This is a genomic window from Micromonospora sp. NPDC005174 (genome assembly GCF_040608495.1).
GTDB lineage: Bacteria > Actinomycetota > Actinomycetes > Mycobacteriales > Micromonosporaceae > Micromonospora.
This window is the reverse complement of sequence record NZ_JBEXIJ010000002.1, coordinates 1-13815: the sequence shown is the minus strand read 5'-3', so window position 1 is coordinate 13815 and position 13815 is coordinate 1. Positions and strand designations below refer to the sequence as shown.

The 13815-nt window shown below is 73.0% G+C and carries 15 protein-coding genes; 8 read left to right on the top strand and 7 right to left on the bottom strand.

Annotated elements, in window-relative coordinates; all coding sequences use genetic code 11:
- The first annotated feature begins 62 nt into the window (after positions 1-62).
- Entirely contained in the window at positions 63-713 is a 651-nt protein-coding gene (locus ABZU91_RS02130) for an NAD(P)H-dependent oxidoreductase (RefSeq protein WP_355233108.1), read from the top strand.
- 22 nt (positions 714-735) lie between these two features.
- Here ABZU91_RS02130 and ABZU91_RS02125 read toward each other — a convergent pair whose 3' ends face one another.
- Positions 736-1227, bottom strand: coding sequence for a type II toxin-antitoxin system PemK/MazF family toxin (locus ABZU91_RS02125; protein WP_355233107.1), 492 nt, complete (start codon positions 1225-1227; stop codon positions 736-738).
- Between the two features lie 64 nt (positions 1228-1291).
- Here ABZU91_RS02125 and ABZU91_RS02120 point away from each other — a divergent pair, with 64 nt between their 5' ends.
- Together ABZU91_RS02120 and ABZU91_RS02115 are read left to right on the top strand one after the other, a co-directional pair.
- Positions 1292-1807, top strand: coding sequence for an NUDIX domain-containing protein (locus ABZU91_RS02120; protein WP_355233106.1), 516 nt, complete (start codon positions 1292-1294; stop codon positions 1805-1807).
- Between the two features lie 49 nt (positions 1808-1856).
- Positions 1857-3128 (top strand): hypothetical protein, encoded by a 1272-nt coding sequence (locus ABZU91_RS02115; RefSeq protein WP_355233105.1) that lies wholly within the window; start codon positions 1857-1859, stop codon positions 3126-3128.
- 87 nt (positions 3129-3215) lie between these two features.
- On the opposite strand, the gene ABZU91_RS02110 is transcribed toward ABZU91_RS02115, so the two are convergent.
- The 5 genes from ABZU91_RS02110 to ABZU91_RS02090 are packed head-to-tail and all read right to left on the bottom strand — an operon-like array spanning position 3216 to position 7411.
- Positions 3216-3695, bottom strand: coding sequence for a DUF2267 domain-containing protein (locus ABZU91_RS02110; protein ID WP_355233104.1), 480 nt, complete (start codon positions 3693-3695; stop codon positions 3216-3218).
- Between the two features lie 59 nt (positions 3696-3754).
- Entirely contained in the window at positions 3755-4153 is a 399-nt protein-coding gene (locus ABZU91_RS02105) for an NUDIX domain-containing protein (RefSeq protein WP_355233103.1), read from the bottom strand.
- 49 nt (positions 4154-4202) lie between these two features.
- Positions 4203-5555 (bottom strand): hypothetical protein, encoded by a 1353-nt coding sequence (locus tag ABZU91_RS02100; protein ID WP_355233102.1) that lies wholly within the window; start codon positions 5553-5555, stop codon positions 4203-4205.
- On the bottom strand, positions 5552-6373 hold the full coding sequence (locus ABZU91_RS02095) for a sugar phosphate isomerase/epimerase family protein (RefSeq protein WP_355233101.1): 822 nt from the start codon (positions 6371-6373) through the stop codon (positions 5552-5554). The genes ABZU91_RS02100 and ABZU91_RS02095 overlap by 4 nt, the downstream gene beginning before the upstream one ends.
- A complete protein-coding gene (locus tag ABZU91_RS02090) occupies positions 6374-7411 on the bottom strand; it encodes a zinc-binding alcohol dehydrogenase (RefSeq protein ID WP_355233100.1) in 1038 nt (345 codons plus the stop codon).
- 116 nt (positions 7412-7527) lie between these two features.
- Here ABZU91_RS02090 and ABZU91_RS02085 point away from each other — a divergent pair, with 116 nt between their 5' ends.
- The 4 genes from ABZU91_RS02085 to ABZU91_RS02070 all read left to right on the top strand — a co-directional run bounded on the left by ABZU91_RS02085 (position 7528) and on the right by ABZU91_RS02070 (position 11467).
- On the top strand, positions 7528-8922 hold the full coding sequence (locus ABZU91_RS02085) for an extracellular solute-binding protein (protein WP_355233099.1): 1395 nt from the start codon (positions 7528-7530) through the stop codon (positions 8920-8922).
- Positions 8919-9875 carry a sugar ABC transporter permease gene (locus ABZU91_RS02080; RefSeq protein WP_355233098.1) on the top strand — a complete coding sequence of 319 codons (957 nt, stop codon included), beginning with the start codon at positions 8919-8921 and terminating at the stop codon, positions 9873-9875. Before ABZU91_RS02085 ends, ABZU91_RS02080 begins: the two co-directional genes overlap by 4 nt.
- A complete protein-coding gene (locus tag ABZU91_RS02075) occupies positions 9875-10741 on the top strand; it encodes a carbohydrate ABC transporter permease (protein WP_355233097.1) in 867 nt (288 codons plus the stop codon). Before ABZU91_RS02080 ends, ABZU91_RS02075 begins: the two co-directional genes overlap by 1 nt.
- Positions 10742-10861: 120 nt before the next feature.
- Positions 10862-11467, top strand: a complete 606-nt coding sequence (locus ABZU91_RS02070; protein ID WP_355233096.1) for a class I SAM-dependent methyltransferase — start codon at positions 10862-10864, stop codon at positions 11465-11467.
- 75 nt (positions 11468-11542) lie between these two features.
- On the opposite strand, the gene eccB is transcribed toward ABZU91_RS02070, so the two are convergent.
- Complete coding sequence (eccB, locus tag ABZU91_RS02065) at positions 11543-12913, bottom strand: type VII secretion protein EccB (protein ID WP_355233095.1); 1371 nt, start codon at positions 12911-12913, stop codon at positions 11543-11545.
- Positions 12914-13040: 127 nt separating this feature from the next.
- On the opposite strand from eccB, the gene ABZU91_RS02060 reads away from it, so the two are divergent.
- The gene (locus ABZU91_RS02060) at positions 13041-13754 is read left to right on the top strand and encodes a spermidine synthase (protein WP_355233094.1); all 714 of its coding nucleotides are present in this window, start codon (positions 13041-13043) and stop codon (positions 13752-13754) included.
- The last annotated feature ends 61 nt before the right edge of the window (positions 13755-13815 follow it).

The following is a 13815-nucleotide window of genomic DNA, read 5'->3' as shown; positions in this document are numbered from 1 at the left end:
ATTCGACCCGACACACGGGTACGGAAGGAACAGCCCGATACGACCGACGAGAGGACCCGCTCGTGGCGAGCATTTCTGCCCTCCTACTCAACTGCACCCTCAAGCCGTCGCCCGCCCCCTCCAGCTCCGAGCAACTGGGCCGGGAGGTGCTGGCCGAACTGGCCCGCCAGGGCGTGGACGGTGAGATCGTCCGGGTGGTCGACCACGACGTGCGCTTCGGGGTGTCGACCGACGAGGGCCACGGCGACGGCTGGCCCGCCATCCGCGCCAAGCTGCTCGCCGCCCAGATCCTGATCGTGGCCATGCCGATCTGGCTCGGCCAGCCCGCCAGCGTCGCCAAGATGGTCCTCGAACGCCTCGACGCCGAACTGTCCGAGACCGACGACGAGGGGCGACTGCTCACCTACGGCAAGGTGGCCGGCGTCGCGGTCGTCGGCAACGAGGACGGGGCGCACCACAGCATCGCCGAGGTGCAGGCGGCGCTCAACGAGGTGGGCTTCACCGTCGCCGCGGCCGGCGCGACCTACTGGGTCGGCGAGGCGCTCCACACGGTGGACTACCGCGACGCCGGCCCCAAGCCGGACACCACCGGCCGCACCACCAAGGCCCTCGCGCTCAACAGCGCCCACCTGGCCCGGCTGCTCGCCGATCAGCCGTACCCGCCGCCGGAGGCGCAGGGTGCCGCTGTCGGTCCGAGCCGTGAGCCAGCCTGACGGGACGGCCGGGGGGGTACGGTCAGCGCCAGCCGTAGCCGGTACGCAGCGCCTGCCCGACCCGGTCGAACCGGGGCCGATCCAGCACGGCGCCCTCGCGGCGGATGCTGTCCTCGCGCATGGTGAGCACGCGGTCCAGCCGGACCCAGCTCGGCCGGTTGTCCCGGTCCCACTCGCCGGGGCCGAGCGCGAACCAGTGGCGCTGCCCGTCGCGCTCGCTCTGACTGGACAGCATCAGCCCGAACAGCGTCCGACTGTGCCGCCCGACCACCAGCACCGGGCGGTCCTTGCCCTGGCGGGGGTCGTCCTCGTACGGCACCCACGTCCAGACGATCTCACCCGGGTCGGCCTGGCCGTCGACCTCCGGCGCGTAGCTCAACTCGCGCCGCTGCAACGCGTTCACCTGACGGGGACGGGCCACCCGCGCCGGCGACGGCCCGGTCCGCCGGGGCGACGGGATTGCCGCGCCCACCCGGGAGATGCGTTGCGCCACGTTCCTCAACAGACCAGCCACGGCGGGCAGCCTACCGGTCGCCGGGAGGAGCGCCGGAGTCGGCGCACTGCGGCAGACTGACCCGATGGACGAACTGCCCGACGACCTGCCGATCCTCGAGCGGCGCGCGGTACGCGTGGTCGTCTGCGACGACACCGACCGGGTGTTGCTGTTCCACACCCGCGACCCGGACCACCCCCGGCTGGGCACCTGGTGGGAGCTGCCCGGCGGCGGCATGGACCCGGGCGAGACGTACCGGGAAACGGCCGTGCGGGAACTGCGCGAGGAGACCGGCATCATGGTCACCGCCGACCAGGTGGGCGCGCCGACCTGGCGACGGCGGGCCACCTTCCTGCACCGCCAGCTACGCCATGTCCAGGACGAGGTGGTCGTCGCCGTACGACTGACCGCTCCCGGCCCGGACGTGGACGAGACGGACCGGCTCGACTACGAGCTGGAGGACTACTTCGGCTTCCGCTGGTGGCCCTTGACCGAGGTGGTTACCAGCCGGGAGCGCTTCTATCCCGGCCAGCTCCCCCGACTGATCACGCCCTTCCTGGCCGGCGAGCGGATCGAGGAGCCGTTCGAACTGTGGTCGTGAGCGGGTCGGCGGGGATGCCGGACCGGGGTGGGCCGGGCAGAGTGGAGGCATGACGACCGACCTGCACGGCCCGCTGTCCGCGTACGCCGAGCGGCTGCACGCCACGATCGGCGACCGGCACCACGTCGCTTCGCCGCTCGGCGCCTGGCTGCTGCTCGCTGTCACCGCCGCGACGACCGGAGCCGGCCAGGCGACCGACTCGGACCCGGCGGCCGGCCCGGCCACGGCGGCCGAGGGGCTGGCGGCGGCGCTGGGCACCGACCTGGCCAGCGCCGCGAAGGTGGCCCACGCCCTGCTGGACGCGCCGCATCCGCTGGTCACGTCCGCCACCGCGCTGTGGCTCCGTACGCGTCATCTGGTCGACGAGCCGGCCCGGTGGCGTGCGGCGCTCCCCGCGACGACCGAGGTCGGTACGCTCCCCGACCAGGCCGGGCTGGACGCCTGGGCGCGCGAGCACACCGACGCCCTGATCGAGACGTTCCCCCTGAAGGTCAGCCCCGACGTGGTGTTCGCCCTGGCCAGCGCGCTCGCGACCCGGATCTCGTGGGCCGAGCCGTTCGACGTCGCCGACGCCCGCGCGCTCGGCCCGGACAGCTCGTGGACGGGCCTGCGCCAGGTGCTGCGCAGCCCGGATCACGGGCACCGGGGTGCCATCGTCGCGACCGAGGGTTCGGGTGACGTGATCGTGCACGTCGCCCGGGCCCAGGCGAGCGAGGGCGCGGGGCTGGTGGTCCTCTCGGTGGCCGCCGCGCGGCACGTGCCGGCGGCCGATGTGCTCGCCACCGCGTACCGGCTCAGTGCCGGCGCGGCCGACGGCGCGCAACCGGCCGGTCGCCGCTCGTTGTTCGACCTGCCGCTGGGCGAGACTTCTCTGTGGACGCTGCGCGAGGAGCGGGTGCGGACCCGCGCCCGTGACGGCCGCGAGGAGCGGCACCAGGCCCTTCTCCCCTGCTGGTCGGCGCGCAGTGACCACGATCTGACCGCCGAGTCGCTGGGTTTCCCCGCCGCCGCGGCGACGCTGGCCCGGGCGCTCGACCAACCGGTGCAGGGCTTCGAGGCGCGGCAGGTGGCGATGGCGCGGTACGGCCGGTACGGGTTCGAGGCGGCGGCGGTGACCGGCATGTTCGGCACGGTCAGCCTGCCGCCGGAGGGGGTCGCCCGGACCGCCGAGCTGCGCTTCGGCCATCCGTACGCCGTGGTGGCGGTCGCCACCGACAGCAGGGCCGACGGGACCAGCGGGCCGTGGCACGGGGTGCCGGTCTTCTCCGCCTGGGTCAGCGAGCCGGACGACCTGCCGGACGCCGAGAGGTGCGGCCGTTGATCCACTCCAGCTCGGCGATGTCGCGGCATCCCCGCGCGCGGATGCCGCGATGCCGGCGAGCTGCCGTGGATCACTGACCGTCCTCGGTCACGCCGGGTCGGAGTGGTCCTCGTCGAGCGGCAGTCGGGCCACCATCTCGTGGAACTCCCGTACGGTCATCGCCTCGCGCAGGGTCGCGAAGACGGCACCGGTGCCGACCCGTGCGGTGGCCGGGTCCACTCCGGCACGCTGGGCCACCCGACGGAGGAAGTCCACCGGTCCGGCGTCCATCGGCGGCGGGGTGGCAACGGACCCACCGAGGTCGAGGCCCACACCGGTGTCGGGCCCGTCCGCGCGGGTGGTCGGGGCCGAGGGCGGGGCGGCGTCCGACGCGAAGTCGTACAGGTAGCCGTCGACCTGGTCGGGCAGGTGTCCGGCAGGGTCCGGCGGCGCCTCGGTGACCCGCTCCGCCATCGTGGTGAGCACCGCGCGGGCGAGGACAGCGGCCTGCGCGGCCGGTAGGCCGGAGCGCCGGGACACCGCGTCGATGAACTGCGGAAACCCGTCGCCGCCCGCGCTGTCGGTCACGCCGGGCGGTTACCCGTACTCGACGGGGGCAAACGACGCCCGGGCCCGGCCAGCGCCCGTCAGCGCAGCAGGTCGACGGCCAGCAGGTGGTCGAAGATGAGCTGGTCGACCGGGGAGGTGCGATGCCGGTCGGCGTACCCGAGCCAGGCCATCTCGGCGATCTCGCTGGCCGGTCGCAACCCACCCCGGTACCCGGCCCGGTAGCAGGACATCCGCACCGCGACGCCGGCCGCGTGCCCGTGCGCCTGGGCGGTGAACGTGCCCAGGTGCGTCGCGCCGCGTACGTCCACCTCGACGCTCAGCTCCTCGGCGATCTCCCGGCGCAGGGTCTCCAGGTCGCTCTCGCCGGGCTCGCGCTTGCCGCCGGGCAGGTACCACACGTCCTTGCCCTGCGAACGGGTGCTCAGCACCCGTCCGTCCTCGATCAGGAGCCAGGCCACCTTGTCGATCTCGCGCACGTCATCCCCTCACGGCCGCCGGGACGGGCACGCTACCAGGCGTCGGCGTTCAGGGCGGTTGCTCGTCGGCGAGCAGGTCGAGCAGCAGCGCGGCGGTCCAACTGAACGCCGGTGAGCCCAAGCCGGCCCCCGTGTCGGGGTGGAAGTACTCGTGGCAGCCCGCCCCGGCGACCAGGTCGATCATCGAGCGGCGCAGGCCCGCCGCCAGCTCGGGGTGCCCGTGGGTGGCCAGGCCGCGCCGCACCAGCCAGCCGACGTTCAGCCAGCTCGGCCCGCGCCAGTAGCGCAACGGTTCGAAGTCGGGCGCGGTGCGGTCGTAGCTGGGCATTGGGCGGTCCATTCCCCGGGCCACCCCGAAGCGCGCCGACGTCGCCTCGACGACGAGCGCCGCGGCCTGCCGGGTGGGCAGGTCGGGCAGGAGCAGCGGCGCGAGCCCGAGCACGGTACGCGCGCCGATCAGCCGGTCGGTGCGCAGGTCACGCGGCTGGAACGTGCCGGTGCCCGGGTCGTACAGCCGTCGTACCAACGCCTCGGTGACACGGTCCGCGCGGACCCGGTGCGGGCCGGGGTCCGCGCCGACCAGCGTGGCGATCTCGGCCAGCGTGTGCTCGGCGGACCCGAACGCCGCGTTGAACAGCGGACACTCCACCAGGAACGGATGACCGTCGGCCAGGTCGTGGTCGGCGTAGCCGTGATCGCGGTAGGCCGCGACGATCGCCAGGTAGCGCGCGTAGTCCAGGTCCGTGGGGCGGTGCGCGGCGTCGGCGTGCGCGGTGTCGTGCCGGCGGTACGCGCGCATGACGGCCGCCTCGGCGTCGACCGCGGCCATCGGCTCGTCCCAGGCGGGGCTGTTGTCCAGACCGGACTCCCACGGGTGTACGACGCACACCAGCCCGTCGCCGGCCACGTCCCGCCGCTTCGCCAGGTAGCTCTGCTGGGCGACAAGCGCCGGATAGAGCCGGTGCAGCGCCACCAGGCCGGCCTGATCGGGTGCCCGGCGGTAGGCCAGCAGCGCGGCGAGCGCGTGCACCGGCGGCTGCACGAGGCCGGAGGTGTCCACGCTCGGCGCGCCCTCGGCGTCGGCCGAGCGCCACAGCTCCGGGCCGGGGAAGTACGCGCCGACGCGCAGCGCCGGGTCGAACACGATGTGCGGCACCCGCCCGTCGGCCCACTGCGCCCGGAACAGGCTGGTCAGCTCCCGCCAGGCCCGCTCGGGCCGGACGTGCGCCAACCCGATCGCGATGAACGCCGAATCCCAACTCCACTGGTGCGGGTAGAGCGTGCGCGACGGCACCGTGTGGTCGTGCTCCCAGTTCGCGTCGAGGGTGGCGACGGCCAGCCGGCGCAGCCCGGCCAGATCGGTCGGACCACCGGTGCGGGTGGGGACAGCGCCGGCGGTCATGCGGCGGCCCGACGGGGTAGCGCGTGCCGCAGCACCGTCGCGGCCTCCTGGAGGGCGCGGACGGGATCGCCGCGCAGTCGGCACTCCAGGGACAGCCAGCCCCGGTAGTCCAGCTCCAGCAGGGTCCGCACGAGCGCCGGCCAGTCCAGGTGCCCCGCGCCCGGCTGGTACCGGTTGGAGTCGCTGACCTGCACGTGCCCGAGGTACGGCGCTGCGGTGCGCAGCGCCAGGTGCACGTCGTCCTCCTCGATGTTCATGTGGAAGGTGTCGGCGACCACCTGGACCGAGGGCAGCCCGAGGGCGGCGCAGAGGGCGACCGCCTCGTCGAGCCGGTTGACCATGTGGTCCTCGTACCGGTTGAGGGGTTCGAGGAACAGGGTGACCCCCTCGGCCCGGGCGTGCTCGCCGAGGATGCCGAGGGCGTCGAGGAGCACCTGCCGGTCGTCGGCCGGCGGGCGCGGCGGCTCGAACGGCGGCAACCGCCGGGAGAACATGCCCCACGCGGCCGGGGTCATGACCCCGACACCGCCCAGCTCGGCGATGACCGAGAGCTGGGAGCGCAGGTTGCGGATCGCGTCGGCGGACCGGTCGGGGTCGAAGTCGCCGATGAAGTGGTCCATCTCGACGCAGACGGTGGGCATCACCACCCCGGCGGCGCGGGCCCGGCGCAGCTCGGGCAGGCGGCGGGCGAAGGCGAGGTCACCGCGACCCCGCAGTTCGATGCCCTGGTAGCCGAGGGCGGTGGCGAGGGCGTACTTCTGGATCAGGTTGGTGCCCGGCAGGAGTTGTTCCTGGCAGGCGAGCGCGATGGTGGTCATCTAGAACCTCAACACCACTTGGAGGACGTCACCGGCGCCGCGGTCGAGCAGCGCGAGGGCGTCGGCGACCGCGCTGGCGTCGACGATGTGGCTGACCAGCGGCAACGGGTCGACGCTGCGGTCGGCCACCAGCTCCATGAAGGTCTGCGCCACCCGGTCGCCGGTCCACCGGCCGGCCATGCTCGGCGCGGGGGTGGGTCCGGAGACCTGGGCGGCCACCAACTGGATGCGGTTGTGGTGGAACTCCTCGCCGAGGCCGAGTCCTTCGGCGTGGCCCTGGTAGAAGCCGGCGGCCACGACCCGGCCGGCGTGTGCGGTGGAGCGGATCGCCTCGTGCAGCGCCGGGTACGCCCCGGACAGCTCCAGACAGACGTCCGCGCCCCGGCCACCGGTGGCCTCGCGCAGCACGCTGGCGGCGGACTGCGTACCGGCGTCCACGGTGGACCTGGCGCCGTAGCGGGTGGCGTGGGCCAGTCGGCCGGGCACCCGGTCGACGGCCACCACCCGGGCGCCGGAGAGAGCCGCGAGACGGGTGGCCAGCAGCCCGATGACACCCTGCCCGAAGACGCCGACCCAGTCCCCCAGGTGCAGGTCACCGGCGAGAACGGCGGTCAGCGCGATGGCGCCGGGCCGGGCGAAGACCGCGACGAGCGGGTCCAGCCCGACGGGCAGTGGACGCACCGCGTCGGCGGGCAGCACGGCCTCGGCGCGGTGCCCCCAGATGCCCCACACGAGCTGGCCCGGATGCCGGTCGGGGACCTCCGCGGCCACCTCGACGACCTCGCCGACCTCCTCGTAACCGAAGCCGATCAACGGGTACGGCACGGGGGCCTGGCGGGGGACGAACATGCGGGCGGTGTCGTCCCAGTCCTTGCTGAGCCGGGGATTGCTGCCCCGGTAGAGGGTCAGCTCGGTGCCGGCGGAGATGCCCGAGTAGCAGGTGCGGACCCGGACCTGGCCGGGGCCGAGCGGATCTGGTGGACAGGGCTCGAGACTGATCCGTCGAGGCCCGGCGAGGGAGACCACCCAGTTGCCCATGTGTCACATCCCGGTAGCACTGGGCTCCAGGATAGCCAAAAAATAGCCATATGTCTTGCTATTAATCAATCGAAGGTGTTGAATCCGTCTTGTACCCTTCGAGAGGAGTGCCACCGATGTCAGCACCTCCGAGGCGGATACTCGCCACCACCCTGATCCTGGCACTGGCCGGGTCGACCCTGCTGGCCTGCGGAGATGACGGATCCGACAGCAACAGCAAAAAGATCACCGTGTGGAGCCTGGAGGACGTCGCCGACCGCGTCACCGCCACCAAGGCGATCATCGCGGACTTCACCGCCAAGACCGGGATCCAGGTCGACCTCGTCACCGTCAACGAGGACCAGTTCCCCTCGTTGATCGCCGCAAACGCCGCCGCCGGCGAGCTGCCCGACGTGGTCGGCTCGGTGTCCCTGGCCGGCATCCGCACCCTCGCGGGTAACGAGCTGCTGGACGCCTCGGCTAACGCGGAGGTCGTCGACAAGCTGGGCCGGCAGACGTTCTCGCCCCGGGCGCTGGAGCTGACCTCGGACGACGGCAAGCAGCTCTCCGTCCCCAGTGACGGGTGGGGCCAACTGCTCGTCTACCGCAAGGACCTGTTCGACGCCGCCGGCCTGCCCGCCCCCGACACGTACGAGCGGATCGCCACCGCGGCGGCGAAGCTGAACACCGGCGGCGTCGCCGGCATCACCGCGGCGACCTCGCCCAGCGACGTGTTCACCCAGCAGACCTTCGAGCACCTGGCGCTCGCCAACGGTTGCCAGCTCACCGACGACTCCGGCGGGGTCACCCTCGACTCGCCACAGTGCGTCGAGGCGTTCCGCTTCTACGGCGATCTGATCCGCGCCAGCTCGGTGAAGGGCGCGCAGGACGTGGACACCACCCGGGCCACCTACTTCGCGGGCAAGGCGGCCATGGTGATCTGGTCGCCGTTCATCCTCGACGAGTTGGCCGGGCTCCGGAACGACGCCAAGCCGACCTGTCCGCAGTGCCAGGCCGACCCGACGTTCCTGGCCAAGAACAGCGGGTTCGTCACCGCGATCAAGGGTCCGAACGGCACCGAACCCGCGCAGTACGGCGAGATCAGCTCGTGGGCGGTACTCGACGGCGCGGTGGCCGACCCGGCCAAGTCGTTCGTGGAGTACATGCTCGGCGACGGCTACCCGCGCTGGTTCGGCATGTCCCCCGAGGGTCGGTTCCCGGTACGCAAGGGCACCCCGGCCGAGCCGGAGGCGTTCCTGACCGCATGGAACACCAGCCCGGCCGGTGTGGACGCCAAGAAGCCCCTCGCCGACGTGTACGGCAACGACGTGCTGGCCACGCTGCGACGCAGTCCGGACACGTTCGGGCGCTGGGGGCTCAGCCAGGGGCAGGGCAAGTTGGTGGGCGCCATGCTCGGTGAGCTGCCGGTGCCCAAGGTGCTGGGCGACCTCATCGCCGGCAAGTCCGACGCGGCGGGCGCCGCCGGCCGGGCCAAGAAGGACGTCGAGGCGATCAAGGCGGGCGTCAATTGACCACCACCGCCCCCGAGACCGGCCGCTCCCCCGCCGGGGAGCGGCCGGAGCGCGCCCGCCGTCGACCGCTGACGCTGCGCCGCCGTGAGTCCCGCGCCGGGCTGGCGCTGGTCGCGCCGACCCTGCTGGTCACCATCGCCGTCATCGGCATCCCGATCGTCTGGACCGTGGTGCTCGCCTTCCAGCGGGTCCGGCTCGCCACCCTGCGCAAGACCGGCCTGTTCGGCGAGCTCACCATGGACAACATCGACCGGGTGCTGCACACCCCCGGCTTCGCCGACACGCTGTGGGTCACCCTGCTCTACAGCGTCGGCGGCACCGCCGGGTCGATCCTGCTCGGCATGGTCGCCGCGCTCGTCGTCCGCCGCCCGTTCCGGGGTCGCACCCTGGTACGGGCGTCCATGCTGCTGCCGTACGTGGCGCCGGTGGTCGCGGTGACCTTCCTCTGGCAGGTGATGCTCGACCCGCAGCTCGGCATCGTCAACCACTGGGGTCAGCGCCTGCTCGGCTGGGACGCGCCCGTGCCGTTCCTCACCCAGGAGTCGACGGCGCTGGCCACGGTCATCGTGTTCGAGACGTGGCGATACTTCCCGTTCGCGTTCCTGTTCCTGCTGGCCCGGCTCCAGGCGGTGCCGGGCGAGCTGGAGGAGGCCGCCCGTGTCGACGGTGCCACTCCCACCCAGCGGTTCCGGCACATCCTGCTGCCGCAGCTCCTGCCGGTGATGGCCCTGCTGGGGGTGCTGCGCTTCATCATGACGTTCAACAAGTTCGACGACGTGTACCTGCTCACCGGCGGGGCCGCCGGCACCGAGGTGGTCAGCGTCCGGGTGTACGAGTTCCTCACCGCCCGTACCGACATCGGGGCGGCCGCCGCGCAGGCGGTCGTGCTGGCCGTGGTGCTCATCGTGTTCGTGCTGATCTACCTACGCTTCTTCGGACGGAGGGTCGACTGATGGACCGCGACATGATCGAGACGGTGAGCCTGCGCTGGCTGCGCCGCCTGGTGATCGCCGCGTTCCTGGTGGTCACCGTCTTCCCCTTCTACTACATGCTGGTGCTCTCGGTACGCCCCATCGAGCGGCTGCTGCTCGACCCCGGCTCGCTTGTCGTCGGCTTCGGCGAGCTGACCGTCGCCACGTATGCGGAGGTGCTCAAGGCCACCGACGACGGTGGCCAGGGATTCCTCACCTTCATCCGCAACAGCGGTCTGGTCGCCGTCGCGGCGACAGTGCTCACGTTGCTCGTGGCGATCCCCGGCGCGTACGCGGTGGCCCGGCTGCGGTTCTTCGGTCGGCGGCAGGTCGACTTCCTGTTCCTGGCGGTCTACCTGTTCCCCTCGATCGTCATCGCGATCCCGCTGTTCGTGGTGTTCAGCCTTGCCGGCCTGCGCGGTTCCCTGTTCGGGCTGGTGCTGGTCTACATCTCGCAGACCCTGCCGGTCTCGGTCTACATGCTGAAGAACTACTTCGAGACCATCCCCGTCAGTCTGGAGGAGTCCGCGGCCATCGACGGCGCCAGCCGGCTCGGCATCATCCGCCGGGTCAGCCTGCCGCTCGCCGCGCCATCGATCATGGCGGTCGCGCTGTACGACTTCATGATCGCCTGGAACGAGTTCCTGTTCGCCCTGCTGTTCCTCGTCGACAAGCCCGACCGGTGGACGGTGTCGCTCGGGTTGTCGCTGCTCTCCGACGGCGTGGAGGTGCCCAAGACGGTGCTGATGGCCGGGTCGGTCGTCCTCACCCTGCCCATCGTGATCCTCTTCTTCGCGAGTGAACGGCTGCTGACCGAGGGTCTGACCAGCGGCGCGGAGAAGGGCTGAAGCTGCGGCCCGATCGGTGGCGGTCCAGCGGCTCGACACGCCGACCCCGGCGTTGCTGGACCGCCACCGATCGGCGTACCCGTCGGACCGACCCCGTCCGACCCGATTACCGTGGGCCGTATGGCCAACCCGACCCGCTGGGCGACCGACACCGGTCCGGAGCACTCGCAGTGGTACATCGACCGGTTCCGCAAGCTCGCCGCCGAGGGAGCCGACCTGGCCGGCGAGGCCCGGCTCGTCGACACGCTCGTCGTACCCGGTTCGCGGATCCTCGACGCCGGCAGCGGCACCGGCCGCGTCGGCGCGGCCCTGGCCCAGCGTGGGCACAGGGTGGTCGGGGTCGACGCCGACTCCGCGCTGGTGGAGGCCGCCCGCGCCGATCACCCCGGCCCGCGCTGGCTGGTCGCCGACCTGGCCGAGCTGGACCTGGCGGCGCTCGGCGAGACGGAGCCGTTCGACGCGGCGGTCCTCGCCGGCAACGTCCTCGCGTTCGTCGCCGTCGGCACCGAGCCGGAGGTCCTTCGACGGCTCGCCGGGCACCTGCGCCCGGACGGCGTCCTGGCGGTGGGCTTCGGCACCGAGCGCGGCTATCCGCTGAGCGCGTTCGACGCCGACGCGGTCGCCGCCGGGCTGCGCCTGGAGCACCGCTTCGCCACCTGGGACCTGCGCCCGTGGCGCGACGACGCCCCCTTCGCGGTCAGCATCCTGCGCCGCCCGGCCACCTGAGACAAGACCTGCGTCAGGGCACAGCCGCAATGCCGCGCGCGGCGTCAGGGCAGAGCCGCGACACCCCGAGCGGGGTCAGGACGGGGCGGCGACGGCCCGGGCCGCGGCCGGGTCGAGGGTCGCGCCGGCCGGCACGAGGCTGACCAGGCCGGCGGGAAGCCGCACCGGTCGCACGTCGCGGTAACCGAGCATCGCCGGTACCTCCCGGTCGGCCAGCACGTACCGTCGGCCCAGGTCGGTGACCACGGACAGCGCACCCCCGGAGGCGCCGGGCGCCGCGGCGGCCTCGACCAGCGCTCCACCACCCGGCTGCACCACCACGTGGTCGGCCAGCGCCGCGCCGCCGGTTGGCGCGGTCCGCGGAACGGCCGACAGGTCCGGCAGGTGTACGCCCCAGCGCACCTCGCCCGCACCGTCGTCGCCGACGCGGGTGCAGATCGCCGCGTCGTCGGTGGCGGCGAGCCGCGGCGGTACGGGCGGCGGAGCGGTCGGGCCGCTCGGGGTGAGGTCGGGCATCGTGGGCACGGCGGCGAACCGCCCCAACGTCATCGGTTCCGACTCCCCCTGCCCGGTGCGGGCCAGCAGCAGCCCGGCCTGCAACTCGGTGATCCCGGCCAGCCCGTCGTCGAGTGCCACCGCGTACTGGCGGCCGCCGCCCGAGTTGCGCACGAGATAGACCTGACCGATGGTGGCGCCGGGCACCCGTGTGGAGGGTCGGCCCTCGCCGGGCAGCGCCGGCGGAGCCAGGTCGACGCCGGCAGGGAACGCGTTGAGCAGGGCGGGAGCGACCGACACCGCCCGCGTCCGGGTGGTCGCCAGCGCGGCCAGCACCCGGCTGGGATCGCGGATCAGGTAGCGGCGCTGGTGCCACACGAGGTGGAGCCCGCCGTCCGGATGGCGCAGCAGCAACGCGTCGTCACCGAGCGGCCGGCCGCCGTCGGGGTCGACGCCGATGAGCAGCGCCGAACGGCTGTCCGCGCCGGCCGTCGTCGAACAGACCGTCCAGGCCGCCTTCGCGAGCCCGCCCGGCGCGGGCAGCGAATCCGGTGCGTCGGCGATGCCCAGTGGCAGACCGCGCGGCACGCCGTCGATGGAACGCCGGGAGACCAGCACCGTCTTCGACCGGTCCGCCCCGACGATCAGCAACGCCGAGGCGTAGTTGAGCACCGGGTGCAGCTTCTGCTCGCGGTAGACGAACCGGGCGCCGGACTCCTTCTCGACGATCACCGCGCCCGGGTCGCGCCATCCGGTGCCGCCACCGGCGAACAGTCCGTAGAGCGCCGAACCCCCGAGCCCGATCACCGCCACGAGGACGCTGGCCAGGCCCGCGCCCGCCAGCCGCCGAAACGGCGACTGCGCCGGGTCGGTCTCCCGCATCACCAGCGCGGCGACCGCCCGCTGGACGCTGAACTGGTAGGAGTGCAGCTGATCCTGCCGCGACGGCATGACGTCCCTTCCGCTGGTTCGACCGGGCACAGGATATGCGCTGCGTCGATGTCCCGTGGACCCTGCGTGGCGGGCCGGGGTCCGGTCGGTACCATCCGGGGACGAATCCGGCGGCGAGAGGGCATCCGTGGGCGCGCGCTTCGAGGAACTGGCCTGGCGGGAGACCCCGATCGGCGCGATCAGCCTGCGGCGGCGCCGCGATCCGGCGCTCCACCTCGAGGTGTACGAGGTCAAGCTCGACGACGAGTACCTGATGTCCAGCCTCTTCCCCGTCGCCGAGATCGAGCTGGCCCGCCTCGGTCTCGCCGAGCTGACCGGGGACACCCTCGACGTGGTGGTCGGCGGCCTCGGACTGGGCTACACGGCGTGCACCGCGCTGGCCGACCCGCGGGTGCGGGCGCTGCTCGTCGTGGAGGCCATCGAGGACGTCATCGACTGGCACCGGCGGGGACTGCTGCCGTTCGCGGCCGGGCTGGCCGAGGACCCGCGGACCCGGTTCGCGCAGGCCGACTTCTTCGCCGCCGTGGCGGGTGACGAGGGGTTCGACGCGCAGAATCCCGGGCGACGCTTCGACGCGGTCCTGCTCGACGTCGACCACTCGCCGCGCAACGTCCTGCACCCGAGCCACGCGCCCTTCTACACGCCGGACGGCCTCCGTCGGCTCGCCGCGCTGCTCCGGCCGGAGGGTGTCTTCGCGCTCTGGTCGGACGACCCACCGGACGACGACTTCGTCGCGGCGCTCGCGGAGGTGTTCGCGACCGTGCGGGCACACGTCGTGCCGTTCGCCAACCCGCTGACCGGGGGCCAGTCCGCCAACACCGTCTACGTCGCCCGCCGCTGACCCTGCCCCCCCCCCCGTTGGGTCGTGGGGTCGGGGGGTCTGGTGTCTGTGGTGTGGTGTT

What these genes read in the sequence shown, in the direction of transcription:
- ABZU91_RS02120 (WP_355233106.1), top strand. Translation starts at nt 1,292, where the DNA reads ATGGACGAACTGCCCGACGACCTGCCGATCCTCGAGCGGCGCGCGGTA.
- ABZU91_RS02115 (WP_355233105.1), top strand. Translation starts at nt 1,857, where the DNA reads ATGACGACCGACCTGCACGGCCCGCTGTCCGCGTACGCCGAGCGGCTG.
- ABZU91_RS02100 (WP_355233102.1), bottom strand. Translation starts at nt 5,555, where the DNA reads ATGACCGCCGGCGCTGTCCCCACCCGCACCGGTGGTCCGACCGATCTG.
- ABZU91_RS02095 (WP_355233101.1), bottom strand. Translation starts at nt 6,373, where the DNA reads ATGACCACCATCGCGCTCGCCTGCCAGGAACAACTCCTGCCGGGCACC.
- ABZU91_RS02090 (WP_355233100.1), bottom strand. Translation starts at nt 7,411, where the DNA reads ATGGGCAACTGGGTGGTCTCCCTCGCCGGGCCTCGACGGATCAGTCTC.
- ABZU91_RS02085 (WP_355233099.1), top strand. Translation starts at nt 7,528, where the DNA reads ATGTCAGCACCTCCGAGGCGGATACTCGCCACCACCCTGATCCTGGCA.
- ABZU91_RS02075 (WP_355233097.1), top strand. Translation starts at nt 9,875, where the DNA reads ATGGACCGCGACATGATCGAGACGGTGAGCCTGCGCTGGCTGCGCCGC.
- ABZU91_RS02070 (WP_355233096.1), top strand. Translation starts at nt 10,862, where the DNA reads ATGGCCAACCCGACCCGCTGGGCGACCGACACCGGTCCGGAGCACTCG.
- eccB (WP_355233095.1), bottom strand. Translation starts at nt 12,913, where the DNA reads ATGCCGTCGCGGCAGGATCAGCTGCACTCCTACCAGTTCAGCGTCCAG.